At 38.2% G+C, this 15,426-nt stretch carries 17 protein-coding genes; 3 read left to right on the top strand and 14 right to left on the bottom strand.

The features are described 5' to 3' along the window. Positions 1–136 precede the first annotated feature (136 nt). From HMPREF1639_RS02820 to HMPREF1639_RS02765, 12 genes are all read right to left on the bottom strand, one after another. Positions 137–541, bottom strand: coding sequence for a pyridoxamine 5'-phosphate oxidase family protein (locus HMPREF1639_RS02820; protein WP_036763044.1), 405 nt, complete (start codon positions 539–541; stop codon positions 137–139). A gap of 161 nt (positions 542–702) precedes the next feature. Beyond that, a complete protein-coding gene (ftsH, locus tag HMPREF1639_RS02815) occupies positions 703–2,610 on the bottom strand; it encodes an ATP-dependent zinc metalloprotease FtsH (protein WP_084572454.1) in 1,908 nt (635 codons plus the stop codon). A 28-nt stretch (positions 2,611–2,638) separates the two neighbouring features. Continuing rightward, positions 2,639–4,018: a tRNA lysidine(34) synthetase TilS gene (gene tilS, locus HMPREF1639_RS02810; RefSeq protein ID WP_036763043.1), complete on the bottom strand. Its 1,380-nt coding sequence runs from the start codon at positions 4,016–4,018 to the stop codon at positions 2,639–2,641. Between the two features lies 1 nt (position 4,019). Next, positions 4,020–4,433 (bottom strand): DUF1934 domain-containing protein, encoded by a 414-nt coding sequence (locus HMPREF1639_RS02805; protein ID WP_036763041.1) that lies wholly within the window; start codon positions 4,431–4,433, stop codon positions 4,020–4,022. Between the two features lie 21 nt (positions 4,434–4,454). Further along, positions 4,455–5,267 (bottom strand): glutamate racemase, encoded by an 813-nt coding sequence (gene murI / locus HMPREF1639_RS02800; RefSeq protein ID WP_036763039.1) that lies wholly within the window; start codon positions 5,265–5,267, stop codon positions 4,455–4,457. A 3-nt stretch (positions 5,268–5,270) separates the two neighbouring features. Further along, complete coding sequence (locus HMPREF1639_RS02795; protein WP_036763066.1) at positions 5,271–5,948, bottom strand: GntR family transcriptional regulator; 678 nt, start codon at positions 5,946–5,948, stop codon at positions 5,271–5,273. Next, positions 5,935–6,831, bottom strand: a complete 897-nt coding sequence (ispE, locus tag HMPREF1639_RS02790; RefSeq protein ID WP_036763038.1) for a 4-(cytidine 5'-diphospho)-2-C-methyl-D-erythritol kinase — start codon at positions 6,829–6,831, stop codon at positions 5,935–5,937. The genes HMPREF1639_RS02795 and ispE overlap by 14 nt, the downstream gene beginning before the upstream one ends. 239 nt (positions 6,832–7,070) lie before the next feature. Next, positions 7,071–7,325: a Veg family protein gene (locus HMPREF1639_RS02785; protein WP_036763037.1), complete on the bottom strand. Its 255-nt coding sequence runs from the start codon at positions 7,323–7,325 to the stop codon at positions 7,071–7,073. A 159-nt stretch (positions 7,326–7,484) separates the two neighbouring features. After that, entirely contained in the window at positions 7,485–7,979 is a 495-nt protein-coding gene (locus tag HMPREF1639_RS02780) for an SEC-C metal-binding domain-containing protein (protein ID WP_036763036.1), read from the bottom strand. A 104-nt stretch (positions 7,980–8,083) separates the two neighbouring features. Then, positions 8,084–8,815: a UPF0489 family protein gene (locus HMPREF1639_RS02775; RefSeq protein WP_242847263.1), complete on the bottom strand. Its 732-nt coding sequence runs from the start codon at positions 8,813–8,815 to the stop codon at positions 8,084–8,086. Between the two features lie 12 nt (positions 8,816–8,827). After that, the gene (locus HMPREF1639_RS02770) at positions 8,828–9,508 is read right to left on the bottom strand and encodes an RluA family pseudouridine synthase (RefSeq protein WP_156955935.1); all 681 of its coding nucleotides are present in this window, start codon (positions 9,506–9,508) and stop codon (positions 8,828–8,830) included. 11 nt (positions 9,509–9,519) lie between these two features. Continuing rightward, positions 9,520–10,389 (bottom strand): class I SAM-dependent methyltransferase, encoded by an 870-nt coding sequence (locus tag HMPREF1639_RS02765; RefSeq protein WP_036763032.1) that lies wholly within the window; start codon positions 10,387–10,389, stop codon positions 9,520–9,522. A gap of 383 nt (positions 10,390–10,772) precedes the next feature. Between HMPREF1639_RS02765 and HMPREF1639_RS02760 the strand changes: the two genes are divergently transcribed. Further along, on the top strand, positions 10,773–11,282 hold the full coding sequence (locus HMPREF1639_RS02760; protein ID WP_036763031.1) for a ferritin: 510 nt from the start codon (positions 10,773–10,775) through the stop codon (positions 11,280–11,282). Between the two features lie 288 nt (positions 11,283–11,570). Here the strand turns inward: HMPREF1639_RS02760 and HMPREF1639_RS02755 are convergent, their stop codons facing one another. Beyond that, a complete protein-coding gene (locus HMPREF1639_RS02755; protein WP_036763030.1) occupies positions 11,571–12,041 on the bottom strand; it encodes a YbaK/EbsC family protein in 471 nt (156 codons plus the stop codon). A 703-nt stretch (positions 12,042–12,744) separates the two neighbouring features. Between HMPREF1639_RS02755 and cysK the strand changes: the two genes are divergently transcribed. Both cysK and cysE read left to right on the top strand, forming a co-directional pair. Beyond that, a complete protein-coding gene (cysK, locus tag HMPREF1639_RS02750) occupies positions 12,745–13,632 on the top strand; it encodes a cysteine synthase A (protein WP_036763029.1) in 888 nt (295 codons plus the stop codon). A gap of 47 nt (positions 13,633–13,679) precedes the next feature. After that, the gene (gene cysE, locus HMPREF1639_RS02745; RefSeq protein ID WP_036763028.1) at positions 13,680–14,276 is read left to right on the top strand and encodes a serine O-acetyltransferase; all 597 of its coding nucleotides are present in this window, start codon (positions 13,680–13,682) and stop codon (positions 14,274–14,276) included. A gap of 296 nt (positions 14,277–14,572) precedes the next feature. Here the strand turns inward: cysE and HMPREF1639_RS02740 are convergent, their stop codons facing one another. Then, positions 14,573–15,229, bottom strand: coding sequence for a hypothetical protein (locus tag HMPREF1639_RS02740; RefSeq protein WP_036763027.1), 657 nt, complete (start codon positions 15,227–15,229; stop codon positions 14,573–14,575). Between the last annotated feature and the right edge of the window lie 197 nt (positions 15,230–15,426).

The following is a 15,426-nucleotide window of genomic DNA, read 5'->3' as shown; positions in this document are numbered from 1 at the left end:
ATCGATCACGATATCATCGTGAATTCGAATTTTCAGCGAATAAGCATATGAAATTACTAATTCTAATCCAAGTTACTAGCAAGAACCTATTTACATTTCCCCATATGTTTCAACTGATCATATAAAATCGAAAATACTAAAACTCTATTCTTTCTTCAACCTTCATCATTGACCTAAATTCAGCTACTGCTTCATCCAATTTGAATATCATCATCTTGAATCCAGTCTTTTCATTGTACAGCTGCTTCAACATTGGAAGCACTTCAAATGCCTTTGCTTCTAGGTCTGCTGACTCTACAAATACTGCCTTACCAAAGTAACGGATAAAGTCTGTTTCTACTGTAGCACATACCTCCACGTATGGATTAGCCTGCATCTGCTTGTATACTGCCTTGAAATCTCCTACGCAAAAATATATTTCATCATCCACTAGCATCTTGAATCCAAGTGGCCTACACTTTGGCTTGTCACCGTCTACTGTACTCAAATAAAATACGCCTGCCTTGCCTAAAAATTCACTCACTCTCGCCTTATTACTCATAATATCAAACCTCCGTTTAAAATTAATTCATAGTTATCCTACACTTTTATTATATCATGTCCGAGAAAAGAATAAATGATTTATCAAAAAATTCAAACAAATTTTACATCGCATAAAAAAGAGGCCTGCCATATAATAGACTGCCTCTTTAAAGTTATTTATTAATTTTCTTCAGTATTGTCTATACTAGTAGCAGTTTCAGAGCCATCAGTAGCTGAATCTTTGTCAACATCTTCCTCTACCTCAAGTGCGAGTCTCATTTCAAAGGCTTCTTCAAACTGCTTGTCATTTAGAGTCTCATACTCTAGTAGGGCCTTGGCTATATAATCTAGTCTATCCTGGTTTGCCTTTAGGATTTCTCTAGTCTTTTCATAGGCATCTGCCACTATCTTTCTGACCTCTGTATCTATCTCAGAGGCAACCTCCTCAGAGTATTGTCTAGAATGTCCTATGCTATTTCCTAGGAAGACTTCATCATTTGAGTCAAATGTCAGTGGACCCAACTTGCTACTCATACCATACTTGGTTACCATACTCCTAGCTAGGCTAGTGACCCTTTCTAGGTCGTTTGAGGCACCTGTAGATATATCATCTAGGTTGATTTCTTCTGATACTCTACCAGCCAATAACACTATCAATTCCTGTAGCATTTCACCCTTTGTGGCATAGTACTTATCTTCTGTAGGTAGCTGCATAGTGAAACCACCTGCCATACCCCTTGGTATGATTGTCACCTGGTGGACTGGGTCCATTAGGTCTAATATATGGGCACATACTGCATGACCACCTTCATGGTAGGCTGTCAATATTCTTTCCTTTTCACTGATTATCCTAGACTTCTTGGCTACACCGACAACCGTCTTAGTGATAGCCTCTTCTATGATTTCCATAGATATCTTGTCCTTTTTATTTCTAGCAGTCAAAATTGCTGCCTCATTCATTATATTTTCTATATCTGCAGGTGTAAATCCAGCTGTTGACTTGGCTAGTACTGATAGGTCTACATCATCTGCTAGAGGCTTCTTTTTAGAGTGAACCCTGAAGATTTCCTCTCTGCCCTTGACATCTGGCCTACCTACTACTACCTGCCTGTCAAACCTACCTGGTCTTAGTAGGGCTGGGTCTAGTATGTCCGGCCTATTTGTAGCCGCCATAATGATTATACCCTGATTTACACCAAATCCATCCATCTCTACTAGTAGCTGGTTTAGGGTCTGTTCTCTTTCGTCATGACCTCCACCTAGGCCTGCCCCTCTCTTTCTACCAACAGCATCTATTTCATCTATAAATACTATGGCTGGAGATTCTTTTTTAGCCTGCTCAAATAGGTCTCTAACTCTTGATGCACCGACACCGACAAACATCTCTACGAAGTCAGAACCACTGATACTGAAAAACGGTACTCCTGCCTCTCCAGCAACTGCCTTTGATAGGTAGGTCTTACCTGTACCTGGAGGCCCTACCATAAGGATACCCTTAGGTATTCTGGCACCTAGGTCCATATACTTCTTAGGATTTTTCAAGAAGTCTACCACCTCTTGTAGCTCATCTTTTTCTTCGTTTAGACCTGCTACATCATCAAAGACTACCTTTAACTTGTCGTCTCCCTTATGAAGCTTGGCCTTGGACTTGGAGAAATTCATCATTCTTCCTCCTCCACCGCCCTGACTCTGGTTCATCAGTACGAAGAAGGCTACAACCATAAATACCAATAATAGTAGTGTTGGTATCATTTCAACTATCCAAGGTGTCTTTGGCTTTGACTCTGCACCAAGAACCAACTTGTTCTTTTGGACACCATTTAATAGGTCCTTGGATAGTTGCTCGCTCCTAACCTCTTTTGGTATATAGGACTTAAACTTTATATTTGAATTTTTTATAGTTCCTTCTATTCCTGTTTCATCAATTATATGCAGGCTCTTTATATTACCTGCCTTCAACTCCTTATAGACCTTGGAAAATTCCATGTTCTTGACATCGGCCGACTGATTCGTACCATATCGAACACCAAAGACTATAACCAACAGCAGGATTAGGTACAAGCCTGCCCCTCTTAACGCTCTCTTCAAATCTTACCTCCTTCATAATTACACCCAACTAGTCTATCGATATCTCCAATATCCTCTTGGTGTTTTCATCTACCTTATAGTCCACATTTATCCTATACCCATATATGGACACAATTGTATCATTATTTACTACTAGTGGCACAAAAGATCTTTCCTCCCTAGGCACCTTTAGCCCTATAAAGAGGTCCTTGATCTTCTTTGTTCCCCCCAATAACCTTATTTTATCACCTTGGCGACGATTTCTCAATCTAATATGGCCCTTTATTTTGTCAAAATCAAGGTATTGCTTTCCATTTTTAAAACTATTCCTATCAAAATCATTTTGATTAATCAACCTTGTACTCAAGGTCTTGTTAATTTCCTCTATGTATTGGTCAGTTCCTAGATTAATTTTGTAGTCGTATTCTACATCCTCTATCTTGATTTCCTTCTGACTAATTAGTATATAGTCGGCAAATCTATAGGCATGTAGGCCTTTTGGTAAATCCAATTTCTTGTATCGTTTGTCACTAGGCATCAACTCTAGTACCTCATCTATATGCTTTTTCTCTATAGATGTAACATTTCCAAGCAAGCTCCTAATTGCCCCTATTATCAGTCTGTTCTTGATTGCTGGATGGCTGTCCTTTATATAGTCAACAAAGATATAGGAGCCATCACTGTAGGTCTTGACTGCATACTCTGCAATCTTATCTACCTGTGAATTTATATAGTCGCTGTCTGACCTCAGGCTATCCCCCATCCTAACGATACTATCTATAATATTGTCATTAAATTCTGACTTCATATAAGGCAAAATTTTCAACCTTATCTTGTTCCTTGAATATATGGCCTCTAGATTGGTCGCATCTATCCTTGGAAGAAGCTTGTGTTCCAAGCAATAGGCCTCTATCGACTCCCTATCAAGGTCCAGTATAGGCCTAATAACGCCATCCCTTCTCTTGTATTCTATTCCTCTCAAACCTTGTAAGCCAGTACCTCTCATTATCCTCATTAGGATTGTTTCGGCCTGGTCATTCTTGTTGTGGCCAATGGCTATCTTGTTGGCTCCCATCCTATCTCTAACTTCTGAAAATATCTGGTACCTCAGCCTTCTTGCCCCATCTTCTAGGCCTAGCTTATTATCCTGGCAATACTTTGGTACGTCAATGGCCCTGACAAAGCAGGGTATATATAGGCTCTGACATAGCTTCATTACATACAAGGAATCCAAAAATGCATCCAAGCCCCTAATCATGTGATTTAGGTGGACCGCATATATCTTGATCCTTATTTCCTTTGACAATCTGTACAGGGTGTGCAAGAGGCAGACTGAGTCAGGACCACCTGATAGGCCCACTACTATACCATCACCTTCTTGGATTAGCTGGTGGTCTAGTACCGTCTTTTTCATTCTATCGTACACCATACTACACCCCCGGAACTACCTTCATCTCCAACCTATTGTTGGCATTCATCAGCCCCTTTATAGATATCTTGTAATCAAGATTTAACTTGAGCTCTTGGTCTGATATTCTCTTTGATATCTTGTATGTATGGAGATTCATATCAAACACACCATATGGAGTCCTGTACTTGGACTGAAAGTCCTTGTCCTCTCTGAACTTCATCTTACTTGTAATCTCTCCAGATTTGAGTAGGAGAACTTCCTTATCAGAAATTTTTATGGTACTTGACTTGTCCTTTGACATATCAAATTCTGAAAAAGTTATGTATATATTTCCATTTTTTTCTATCTGTTCACCCTTATAATAGCTCTCTATTGTCTGAAAATCACTTCCGTCTAAATACTGGGATGTTTTTATCTTGAGTTTTACCTTCACATCTTCACCTCATTCCAGCCTCTAATACCTATGTATCTCTACCTTTTCGATGTTTTCATTCTTTATCTTCCTCTTCAAAAATTCAGATGCTACCTTTGAAAATTGCTCATTTATATCTGATACAAAATACTTACATGAACCCTTCTGTTCGGAGTCATTCATCATATCTCTCTTCTCTAGGACATCCTTTAAATCCAGGGCAGTCTCTTTTGCTGGATTTATGAGCTTGACATCCTTGCCTACTACTTCTCCAATAGTCCTCTTTAGGATAGGATAGTGGGTACATCCCAATACTAGAGAGTCTATCCCCTTTTCCACTAGGGAGTCCAAGTACATATGGGCCGCCATAGTAGATATTTCCTTGTTGGCCCAACCCTCTTCAACCAATGGGACAAACATAGGACATGCCTTGCCTATTACCCTTATACCACTGTCCTTAGATTTTATGGCCTTGTTGTAGGCCTTGGAGCTGACTGTAGCAGCTGTACCTATTACCCCTACTACCTTGTTCCTAGTTGAATATACCGCCGTCTTGGCTCCTGCTTCTATAACGCCCATAATTGGTATATCATACTTGTCTCTAGCTTCTAGCAAGGCCCTTGCAGATGCTGTATTGCATGCAATTACAATAGCCTTAACATTTTGAGTCGCCAAAAAATTTATAGCCTGAAATGTATACTTAATGATAGTTTCCTTAGACCTAGATCCATATGGCACCCTAGCTGTATCACCAAAGTATATAGTATCCTCATTTGGCAGATATTTATTTATTTCTTTAAGGACTGTCAGACCCCCTAGTCCAGAGTCAAACACCCCTATCGCCCTATTATCCATAAGCTACACCCTGTCGTCTTGCATCAGCTTTTCTATCATAAATTGCTGGGCTAGCTCAATATGTTCCTTGGCCAGCTTCTCTGCAAGATTAGCCCTTCCTTTCTTAAAAGCTTCTATTATCTTTTTATGCTCGTCCACTATATTAACAGCAGAGCTATAGTCAGACATATACATAAGCCTAAACCTATACACAGTCTCCCATATATTAATCATCATATTCATAAGCCTCTTGTTGCCAGTCGCCTCAAAGATTAAGGTATGAAACTCTTCGTCCTTGACCAACATGGTATCTACATCATTCTTGTAGACAGCATCTTCTATATCTTTTGATATTATTTCCAGCTTCTTTATATCGTCTTCAGTCATCCTCTCTGCAGCGCAATAGGCAGCAAGCCCTTCTAGGCCTACCCTTACCTCTAGAATATCTAGTAAATCCTTTTTACTTATATTAGCTACATAGGCGCCCTTTCTAGGTAGCATGATGACTAAACCTTCTAACTCTAACATTCTTATAGCTTCTCTAACAGGAGTCCTACTCACGCCTAGCTGGTCAGCCAATTGAATCTCCATCAACCTCTCTCCAGGCTTTAAGACTCCCTCTATAATGGCTTTTCTCATATTTTCAAAAACAACCTCTCTTAGAGGCTTGTAATTATCCAAATTTAGTTTACTTATTCCCATATATATCTACCCCCTTGTTTGATATAGATGTCAAGTGGGTCTGTAAATATTGTTTCCTTAGTATATTCGCACACTTTTTCGCCTTTTTCTTATCGCTAAAAAAGGCAAATACAGTTGGCCCACTACCACTCATCATGGCCTTGTCTGCTCCCTCTTGCAACATTATTTTTTCTATCCTAGCTATATCTGAGCAGCCCTGTCTTGTAACTGGTTCTAGCACATTACACATACTAGCCACCAAGTCATCCATATTCTTGTCCTTAATAGCTCTGATTAGATTTTGATTGTTGGGCCTTTCGATATTATTGTTTTTCTCATACATAGTATCAAATTTTTTATAGACCTTCTTGGTAGATACAAATACATTTGGTCTACATACCAGTACTTCTATATCAAAATCTAAATCATCCAACTTTACTAGGTCAGTACCTCTTCCAGTAGCTAAATAGGTACCTCCCTTGATACAAAAAGCTATATCTGAACCTAGTTCTTTGGATAGGTCTATCAAGTTTTCATCGTCCAAACCCAATTCAAATAGCTTGTTTATACCAACGAAAATAGCTGCTGAATTAGCGCTTCCTCCTGCCATACCAGCAGCAATAGGAATATTTTTTTCCAGAAAAACTTCTATTCCACCGTCTATCTTATATTTATTCTTCATTATCATCCAAGTCTTGTATATTATATTCTTTTTGCCGACGGGTACGTCTGCATTGGAACACTTCATAGAAAAGCCTTCTTCTGACTTCCTAATTAATAGTTTGTCAGCTAAATTCACAGACTGCATGACCATCTCTACATCGTGATATCCATCATCTAATATACCCTTTATATCTATGGATAGGTTAATCTTACCCATAGCCTTTAGTCTAATACTTTCCATATCACCACTCCTAATAGGCCTTAAGACTACTACCTATATCTTCTCTTACTCTTGTATTCAATATGCATTATTTACACTTTACTTATTATATCACATAAATCTTGCATAAAATATTACTTTTTAGGATATACTTTAGAAATTTCAATCCCCTCAAAGCCATCCCCAGCTAGAAAATCACACTTGTATATATAAATTTTACATAAAAAGGGACTGCGTAAATTTACCCAATCCCTTATCTTCTAACTTACTTTACTTTTAAAAACTTTTATCTTGACTGTCTCAGTCAATAAATCAGAATAGCTGTATGCTACCCTCTCAAAGCCTTCATCTCCATGACCTACTTTGATTACAAACACACTAGGATACAATGTTTCTAGTATTCCCTGCTTTGTAATTATCTGCTTCCTGCCCTTGTTTGCCTTTAGCAATATTTTCCTGCCTACATACTTCTCAAGAGTATGCCTGATATTATCTAACGTAGCTGTTGTTGCCAAAAGTATCACCTATCCTTTCAGTCCATGATTTATTATATCACATATAAAAGGTTTGGTCAAGGTATAACCATTTATTTTACATCATGAAAATGCTTTTGTCAATTTATTTTGTGATTTTTTTACATTTTTTGTAAATTTTTTATCAAAGTTCTATGTAGACTACCTTCCACAGCATTTTTTGTACTTCTTTCCACTTCCGCATGGACATGGATCATTTCTACCAATCTTTTCTTCCTTTATGACCATCTTTGACTTGTTGTGATCCCTCTTGATCTGCTTTCTAACCTCTTCTGGTAGGATCTCTGCCCACCCCTTTAGGCCATATAGCCAGTGAGCTTCTACATTTACCATATTGTAGTATAGTTTTTCCCAGTCAATCTTGATGCTGATCTGAGTATCTAGCTCTATCTTTTCAAGCTCCTGAGCCATCTCTATACTCTCATTTATACCATCTAAAAATCCCATGAAGTATTCTGGACTAGTGTTGTACTTCTTTGCAAGGTCTGATACCTTACCTGCTACAATTTCTGTCTTGTTATTTAATATATCATTGTATATATGAGTTTCAGCCCTTAAAAACTCTTCCCAGAACTTTACTTCTGCTTCCTCATTTACCTGATTTTCACTAATCTTTTTCCATTCTTGAAATAACATACTTACCTCCGATTTGTATTTTTATAATTATACCCTCTATAATAACATAATTCCTTACTTTTTTCTAGACTTTGATAATGCCTATCTAAGTTAAATAGACCAACTTATAATTCAAACAAGTCTCTTAAGGCTTGTAGGGCCCTGTCCTGCTCAATAAAATATGGACTGCTTGCTATTGTTATTAAACTAGCCCCCTCAATATATTCTCTAAGCCTGTAAATTTTTAGGTCGTAGTCTATGTAATCCATATCCTTCGAAAAAAAATCCAGGTCTATATCCAAGACATAGTCATCAGGATAGGACATCTCCATAGAATATGAAGAATCCACTATCATAAGGTCTGAAAATATACCATGGTGAATGGCTGGCTTGATGAATGAGCCTACGTTTAATACCTCATTCGTATATCTTTTGACATCATCGATGTCATCAATATCTACATCATAGTTCGGGGGAATCCTAGTATCCTTATGTTGGTCCACATGCAAGAGAACCTGTCCCCTTTTCATACTTCCTTTAAGCAGGGCCTGACACCAAAAGTAAAAGGCGTGGTTGTGGTTGTCGAATAGGTAGATTTCTTTGCCTCTAGACAAAATATTCTCATCTACTAGGTGGTACATATTCTTCATCCCGAAGCACTCCACCTCCTTCCCATCATCGACCTCTATAAATGTAGCTGGACCTCCTAGCTCCACCTGGTCAATCCTAGCATCTATCAAGCTTGGAACATTTATTTTCTTATTGGTCCTATCATCATAAGAAAAGGCATTATTACCCACTGGCCTATCTATATAAAAGCCCCCATAATTATCCAGCATAGGTCCACTCTTTTTCATAAGTAATCCCCCCTAAAACAAGTTCCAAGGATAGCTATCTGGTAGTTCTGCCTCAAATACCATGACTTCCTTGTTAGTAGGGTGTACAAGTTCTAGCCTTGCCGCCCAAAGTCCAATTTGCTGACCCACCTTGGAAAGCTTAGAATATCTCTGATCTCCATAAAGAGGGTGCTTTCTCGATGAAAACTGAACCCTTATCTGGTGAGGTCTTCCAGTATGTAGGTCTATCTCCACTAGGGAATATTCCATCTTGTCATTCTTAGAGTAGGCTCCCCCCAGCAATCTATAGGACAAACTGGCCCTCTTGCCGTCCTTGTTTGACTTGTCCACAACTTTGACCATGTTAGTCTTGGTATTCTTGTACAAATAATCAACATAATCACCAGCTTGTTCACATCTTCCAACTACGACAGCCTTGTAGGTTTTTTTCATAGTCCTAGTCCTGACCTGGTCTGACAGCCTAGATGCTGCCTTTGAAGTCTTGGCAAAGACCATAACCCCTCCAACTGGCCTATCTAGCCTATGGACTAGACCTATATAAACATTACCTGGCTTATTGTATTTTTCCTTTACATAGGCCTTACACATAGACACCATATCTAGGTCCTTGGTATTATCAGCCTGAGAAAGAATATTTACAGGCTTTTCAACTACCAAGAGATGGTTGTCCTCATATATCACTTTCAAATCCATCTTATCGCTTCCTATCTTTCCCATCTACCAAAGATACCACACGGTAGGACCATACCATTTCTAGATGCGGGTATACCCACTTCACCGGCGTATATCTTTCCGCCTCTTGCCTTCTTTCCTATAGTTGTTTCTAGGACATTTTCTAGAACTATAGGTGAAAATCCAGTCGTGTAGGAGTTAATCAAGAAAAATAGTGGCTTGTCTGATAGGACCTGCATACATAGGCTGACAAATTCAAATAGTTTGTCCTCTATCTTCCAAACTTCTCCCTTAGGTCCTCTTCCATAAGAAGGTGGGTCCATTATTATAGCATCATACTTGTGACCACGTCTGATTTCTCTCTCTACAAACTTAACCACATCATCTACTATAAACCTAACTGTCCTATCCTTTAGGCCAGATAATTCTATATTTTCCTTGGCCCAATTGACCATGCCCTTGGCAGCATCCACGTGACATACCTCTGCACCAGCATAGGCGCAGGCCACAGATGCCCCACCTGTATAGGCAAAAAGATTCAATACCTTTATAGGTCTCTTGGCGCCCCTGATCTTGTCTATCATCCAATCCCAATTTGCTGCCTGCTCTGGGAATAGGCCCGTATGCTTGAAGCCTGTCGGTTTGATCTTAAACTTTAGAGGTCCATAGTTGATAGTCCACTGGTCTGGGTATTTTTTCTTTACCTCCCAGCTACCACCACCCCTATTACTCCTGTGGTAGTGGCCATGTGGATTCTTCCAAAGAGCCCACTCCCTATCGATTGGCCAGATTACCTGAGGGTCTGGTCTTCTCAAGACATAATCTCCCCAACGCTCTAGCTTTTCTCCGCCACCTAAATCTATTAATTCATATTCCTTCCATTTGTCTGCGAGTAGTAACATATTTTCTCCTTTAAAACTTCTATCTTTCAACAATTACACTAGTCATATTATACAGAATCTAGAGGATAATGGCAATAATGCTGGGTCAAAAAGAAGAACTGCCCATCCATTATGGAAACGCAGTTCTAAAACAAATTATATATTAAAATCTTAACCATTTTTCATGCCTAGCTATTATTAAACCTTATAGTATACTAGTATTAATTTCCACCACTTTAAAACATTTTTTTATAGCTTAATTTTATAAGCTTTTTCAAAGAGTCTATCTCCTATATTTGTAGGTGGTTCATATTTGAAATATATAAAATATTACTTACCATCTTGACAATTTTGGTATACAATATATGTAAGAGTATGCTTTTAAGCAAGAAAGAGGTGTTCTAATGTTAAGTAAGAATTTAGAAAAAGCAATCAACGAACAAATTAACTTTGAATTTTATTCAGCCTACACATACCTAGCTATGTCTGCCTATGCTGAAGACTTGGATTTTTCAGGAGCAGCAAACTTCTTTAAGATTCAGGCCCAGGAAGAGCTAGACCACGCTAGAAAAATGTACGACTATATATTCCAAAAGGGTGGTAGGGTTGTCCTAGAGGCTATAGACAGGCCAAGAGAGGTCTACAATGGTCTACTAGACATCTTTGAAGAAGGCCTAAAGCACGAACAGGAAGTCACTAGGAGAATATACGAAATAGCCAACATAGCCCTTGAAGAAAAGGAGCATGCTACTATGAGCTTCTTGAGATGGTTTGTCGATGAACAGGTCGAGGAAGAGGAAAACTTTACTAATTTGGTTAAGAAGATTAAGAGAGCTGGCAGCAATGAGACTAACCTATTTATGATTGATGATGAATTGGCTACTAGGGTCTATACACCACCAGTAAATGCTTAAATAAATATAAACATTGAAGGGAATGGATATCCTTATAGAAATTATACCAGCATACGAAAGACAATTATAACGGAAACCCTGCCCCTTCTGCCCTATTTTTCTAGCTAGATTTATAGATTTAAGCTCGAATAAATCATACAAAAAGGGTGCCAACATCTTTTATTAGAATATGTTGACACCCTTTAATTTATACTTATGTTTATTTTTAATACATTACTGACAAGCAATATATTTTATATATCCTCGTCCCAATCCTTGGCTATATATGCAGCCATTTTCGGTTTTATATTACTCCCAGTCCTTGGATATATCTATCCATCCTGCAAAGTTAGAATACTTCTCCAGCTCCGGTATAGTTAGCTCTATTGCAGAATTACCACTACCTGCTGCCGGAAATACTGTTTCAAACCTCTTCAGAGACTCATCCAAATATACCATTACATTGTCCTTGATTGCAAATGGACAAACTCCACCAACCTGGTGGCCTATCAACTCTTCCACATCATCAAAGGAAATCATCTTGGCCTTTGTTCCAAACTGTTTCTTGTACTTGGCATTTGCTATCTTGGCATCACCTGCTAGGCATATTAAAATTGGGTCCTCACCAACTAAAAAAGACATCGTCTTTGCTATCTGTTTGGGTTCACAACCAACAGCCTGGGCAGCTAGCTCAACAGTCTCACTTGACTGGTCAAACTCTAGTACCCTTTCCTTCATTCCAAACTGATCAAAATACTCTCTTACCTTTTCTATAGACATAAAAAATCCCCCTTAATTATCTTTTATAGCTTGTTCTATGTTATCAAGGACCTCTCAAAATCACTTAATTCTTGCCAATTATCCCGTCAAACAAAGCTACTTAACTTCTTGTCCTTGAACTTTTTCTTTAGGGACTTGAGCTCCATAAATAACACCTCTTCTATATTCATAATTTAAAAACAATTATACCTCATACTCATATTTATTTCTAGTGACAGATAAAATTTTTCGAATATTTTATCAATTGACTTTTTTTGCTATTTATCTAGACAAACGCTTCCTATTGGTATACAATATTTATTAATCCCTAGTAAATTAATCGGAATTAAATTTTCAAATGACTTTTAACGATATTTCAACTGGGTAATATATGGTTTATTAAAAATATTAGAATAAAAAGGTTCTATCAATTAAATTTCTATTTATTGATTGCCAAATAAGGTAAAGGAGATGTTCAAATGAAAAGTAGACAGACAAAAAATTTCATATTCACTGCGTTTGGAGGCATCTCTTGCTGTTGTTGCTGTAGTTGTAATTGCTAACCCAAATAACTGGTAAATAAATAGGCCAGTTATTTCATAAGATAATAGGGAGGGCTACTCTCTCCCACAGAAGGATTATAGTGTCTTAAACCAAATAGAATTATAAGACAAAAACTAGCAATAATCGCTGGAAACAACAGATAAGATAAGGAGAAATTAAAATGAAAAAGAACGTAATAGAATTAATAGGAAATACACCACTTGTAAATTTGGAAAAGATAGATGAAAATGTATTTGTAAAGTTGGAAAACAAGAACCCAGGCGGTTCTATCAAGGACCGTGCAGTCCTAGGTATGATACTTGGTGCAGAGGAAAAAGGCCTATTAAAGGCTGGTGACAGGATAGTAGAGGCTACTAGTGGTAACACAGGTATTGCTACTGCCATGATTGGTAAGAGCAGGGGCTACCAGGTCACTATCATCATGCCTGAGTCAATGAGCGTCGAGAGAAGAAGTCTAATCAAGGCATACGGGGCTGAATTAATCCTAACAGAGGCTGATAAGGGTATGCAGGGAACTATTGACAAGATGAACGAACTACTAGCTACTGGCGACTACAAGTCCCTAGGCCAGTTCGACAACAAGGACAACCCTGACTACCACTACAAGACAACTGGTCCAGAGATATATGCTGAACTAAAGGATGTAGACATATTTGTAGCTGGTATAGGTACTGGTGGTACTGTATCTGGCATAGGCTCTTACCTAAAGGACCAGAACCCAAACGTCAAGGTATACGGAATCGAACCAACAGACTCTCCAATGATTACACAGGGCCAGGCTGGACCACACAAGATTCAGGGAATTGGTGCAAACTTCGTACCAAAGAACTACTTTGCTGATGTGGTTGACGAAGTTATCTTGGTTTCTAATGATGAAGCCTATGATATGGTTAGACAGGTAGCCAATGATGAAGGCCTACTACTAGGTATATCAGCAGGTGCCAACATAGCTGCAGCCAAGAGATTGGCAAGAGAGTTCCCAGGCAAGAAGGTTGTAACAGTTGCTCCAGACGGTGCTGACAAGTACATGTCGGTGGGTATATTTTAATCGGGCGTCACCGAGTTATTATGTTTGAGATTGAGATGGTGATGTAGATGAAATTTATAAAGAACATTGATTATATTATAGCTAATGACCCTGCTTCTAGCAGAGGTAACATAAAATTTTTGAATAGGCTGAAGGTATTTATCATATATCCTTCTGTCCATGCCCTAATAGGCCACAGTATATCCCATGCCCTGAGCAATATAGGGCTTACATTCCTAGCCAGACTGGTATCACAGCTCTTTAGGTTTCTAACTGGTATAGAAATCCACCCAGGGGCTACTATAGGTCATAGTATCATGATTGACCATGGTATGGGTGTAGTAATAGGGGAAACTGCCGAGGTCGGTAATAGGGTCACAATCTACCAGGGAGTCACTCTAGGTGGTACAGGAAACCACACAGGCAAGAGGCACCCTACAGTAGGTAATGACGTGATAATAGGCTCAGGAGCCAAGGTGCTCGGTCCTGTGACACTTGGAAATGAGGTCAAGGTCGGTGCCAACAGTGTAGTCCTACATGACGTTCCTAATGGAGCTACAGTTGTGGGAATACCTGGTAAGATAGTAAAGATCAAAAACTCGAGCTCCAAGGTCATAAACTTGAGCGAAAGAATGCTTGCTGAGGGCTCCATGTACTACATTTAGTATAAATTTCGAGTTGATAATTGCATAAATCAAAAGGCGTACACTCTCTCTACTAGGAAAATGAGTGTTACGCCTTTTTTGATTTATGCTTATTGTTACTTGAATATTTATATCTGCACTCTTGGGATTTTGGTTGAGTGCTGGACCTTATTTTGCTTTATTAAACTACTGAGACTTTTTCACTGGCATTTTAACGCTAATTGTTGGGTTCCTTTTTTGATTTATGCTTATTGTTACTTGAATATTTATATCTGCACTCTTGGAATTTTGGTTGAGTGCTGGACCTTGTTTAATCTTTATTTATTTTTTTTATAATACTCAACTATTTTCTTCTTGCGTTCTTCCATTCTGTCCATCAATTTTTTTAAATTTTTGCTGGTTAAGTCATCATTGTCTTCAAAGCCATCTTCAAAACCAAGCTCTTTATTTGCATTAAACTCATCGTCAATGAGGTCAGCCTCAGTATCTCTCCTTGCAGACATAACCTTAAATTCATTTCCTATTTTGGCAAGATAGAGGATAGAATGGTTGCTAGTACCACTGTGAGTAGTTTTGCTCTTTTTACCATCCGAAACAACTATTGGCTCTAATCCAATCTCACTTACATCTACATCGACTTTGACATATTTACCTGCCCTTGCAATCTCTAGGTATTTAAACTTGTAGTCTATCTTTTTACTTTGAGAATCCGATTTTACAAGTTCTGCATAGACTTTCTTAATATCATTTCTAGCCTTCAGATATTGCTTGAATTTGTCATTTCCAACTGTAGAAAAGTCATTACTACCCCTCAGGCTGGAGAAATCAGTCTTTATAAAGTTTTCAGTGGTTTGCTTAATCTTAATTTCATCATCTTGGCTTATCTTACTTTTGGACTCAATGCTAAAAAAAACTAAAAGACCTACAATCACAATCAAAATGGCCGCCAATAAAAATTTTATACGTTTTTTCATAAGTCACCTCCCAAGTAACAGAAAATAAAATCATACACTGTAATCAAATTCAGCTATATTATATATTATATTGAAAATTATTTCAATTACTTTAATCAATGTTCTAAAATAATTTATACACAAGAAAAATAATAGCGCTGATAGTAACATCAACCCTCTTAGTCTTACGACTTTGAAAGCATTTTTGTTACCATCAA

It is taken from the genome of Peptostreptococcus sp. MV1, from assembly GCF_000758885.1.
Taxonomy (GTDB): domain Bacteria; phylum Bacillota; class Clostridia; order Peptostreptococcales; family Peptostreptococcaceae; genus Peptostreptococcus.
Note: the sequence above shows the minus strand (reverse complement) of the source record. Positions and strands in the feature narration are given on the sequence as shown.

Bases quoted from the DNA above. Each gene is read 5' to 3' on its own strand.
- HMPREF1639_RS02820 (WP_036763044.1), bottom strand. From the start codon at position 541: ATGAGTAATAAGGCGAGAGTGAGTGAATTTTTAGGCAAGGCAGGCGTA.
- tilS (WP_036763043.1), bottom strand. From the start codon at position 4,018: ATGGTGTACGATAGAATGAAAAAGACGGTACTAGACCACCAGCTAATC.
- murI (WP_036763039.1), bottom strand. From the start codon at position 5,267: ATGGATAATAGGGCGATAGGGGTGTTTGACTCTGGACTAGGGGGTCTG.
- HMPREF1639_RS02795 (WP_036763066.1), bottom strand. From the start codon at position 5,948: ATGGGAATAAGTAAACTAAATTTGGATAATTACAAGCCTCTAAGAGAG.
- ispE (WP_036763038.1), bottom strand. From the start codon at position 6,831: ATGGAAAGTATTAGACTAAAGGCTATGGGTAAGATTAACCTATCCATA.
- HMPREF1639_RS02780 (WP_036763036.1), bottom strand. From the start codon at position 7,979: ATGTTATTTCAAGAATGGAAAAAGATTAGTGAAAATCAGGTAAATGAG.
- HMPREF1639_RS02775 (WP_242847263.1), bottom strand. From the start codon at position 8,815: ATGAAAAAGAGTGGACCTATGCTGGATAATTATGGGGGCTTTTATATA.
- HMPREF1639_RS02770 (WP_156955935.1), bottom strand. From the start codon at position 9,508: ATGGATTTGAAAGTGATATATGAGGACAACCATCTCTTGGTAGTTGAA.
- HMPREF1639_RS02765 (WP_036763032.1), bottom strand. From the start codon at position 10,389: ATGTTACTACTCGCAGACAAATGGAAGGAATATGAATTAATAGATTTA.
- HMPREF1639_RS02760 (WP_036763031.1), top strand. From the start codon at position 10,773: ATGTTAAGTAAGAATTTAGAAAAAGCAATCAACGAACAAATTAACTTT.
- HMPREF1639_RS02755 (WP_036763030.1), bottom strand. From the start codon at position 12,041: ATGTCTATAGAAAAGGTAAGAGAGTATTTTGATCAGTTTGGAATGAAG.
- cysK (WP_036763029.1), top strand. From the start codon at position 12,745: ATGAAAAAGAACGTAATAGAATTAATAGGAAATACACCACTTGTAAAT.
- cysE (WP_036763028.1), top strand. From the start codon at position 13,680: ATGAAATTTATAAAGAACATTGATTATATTATAGCTAATGACCCTGCT.
- HMPREF1639_RS02740 (WP_036763027.1), bottom strand. From the start codon at position 15,229: ATGAAAAAACGTATAAAATTTTTATTGGCGGCCATTTTGATTGTGATT.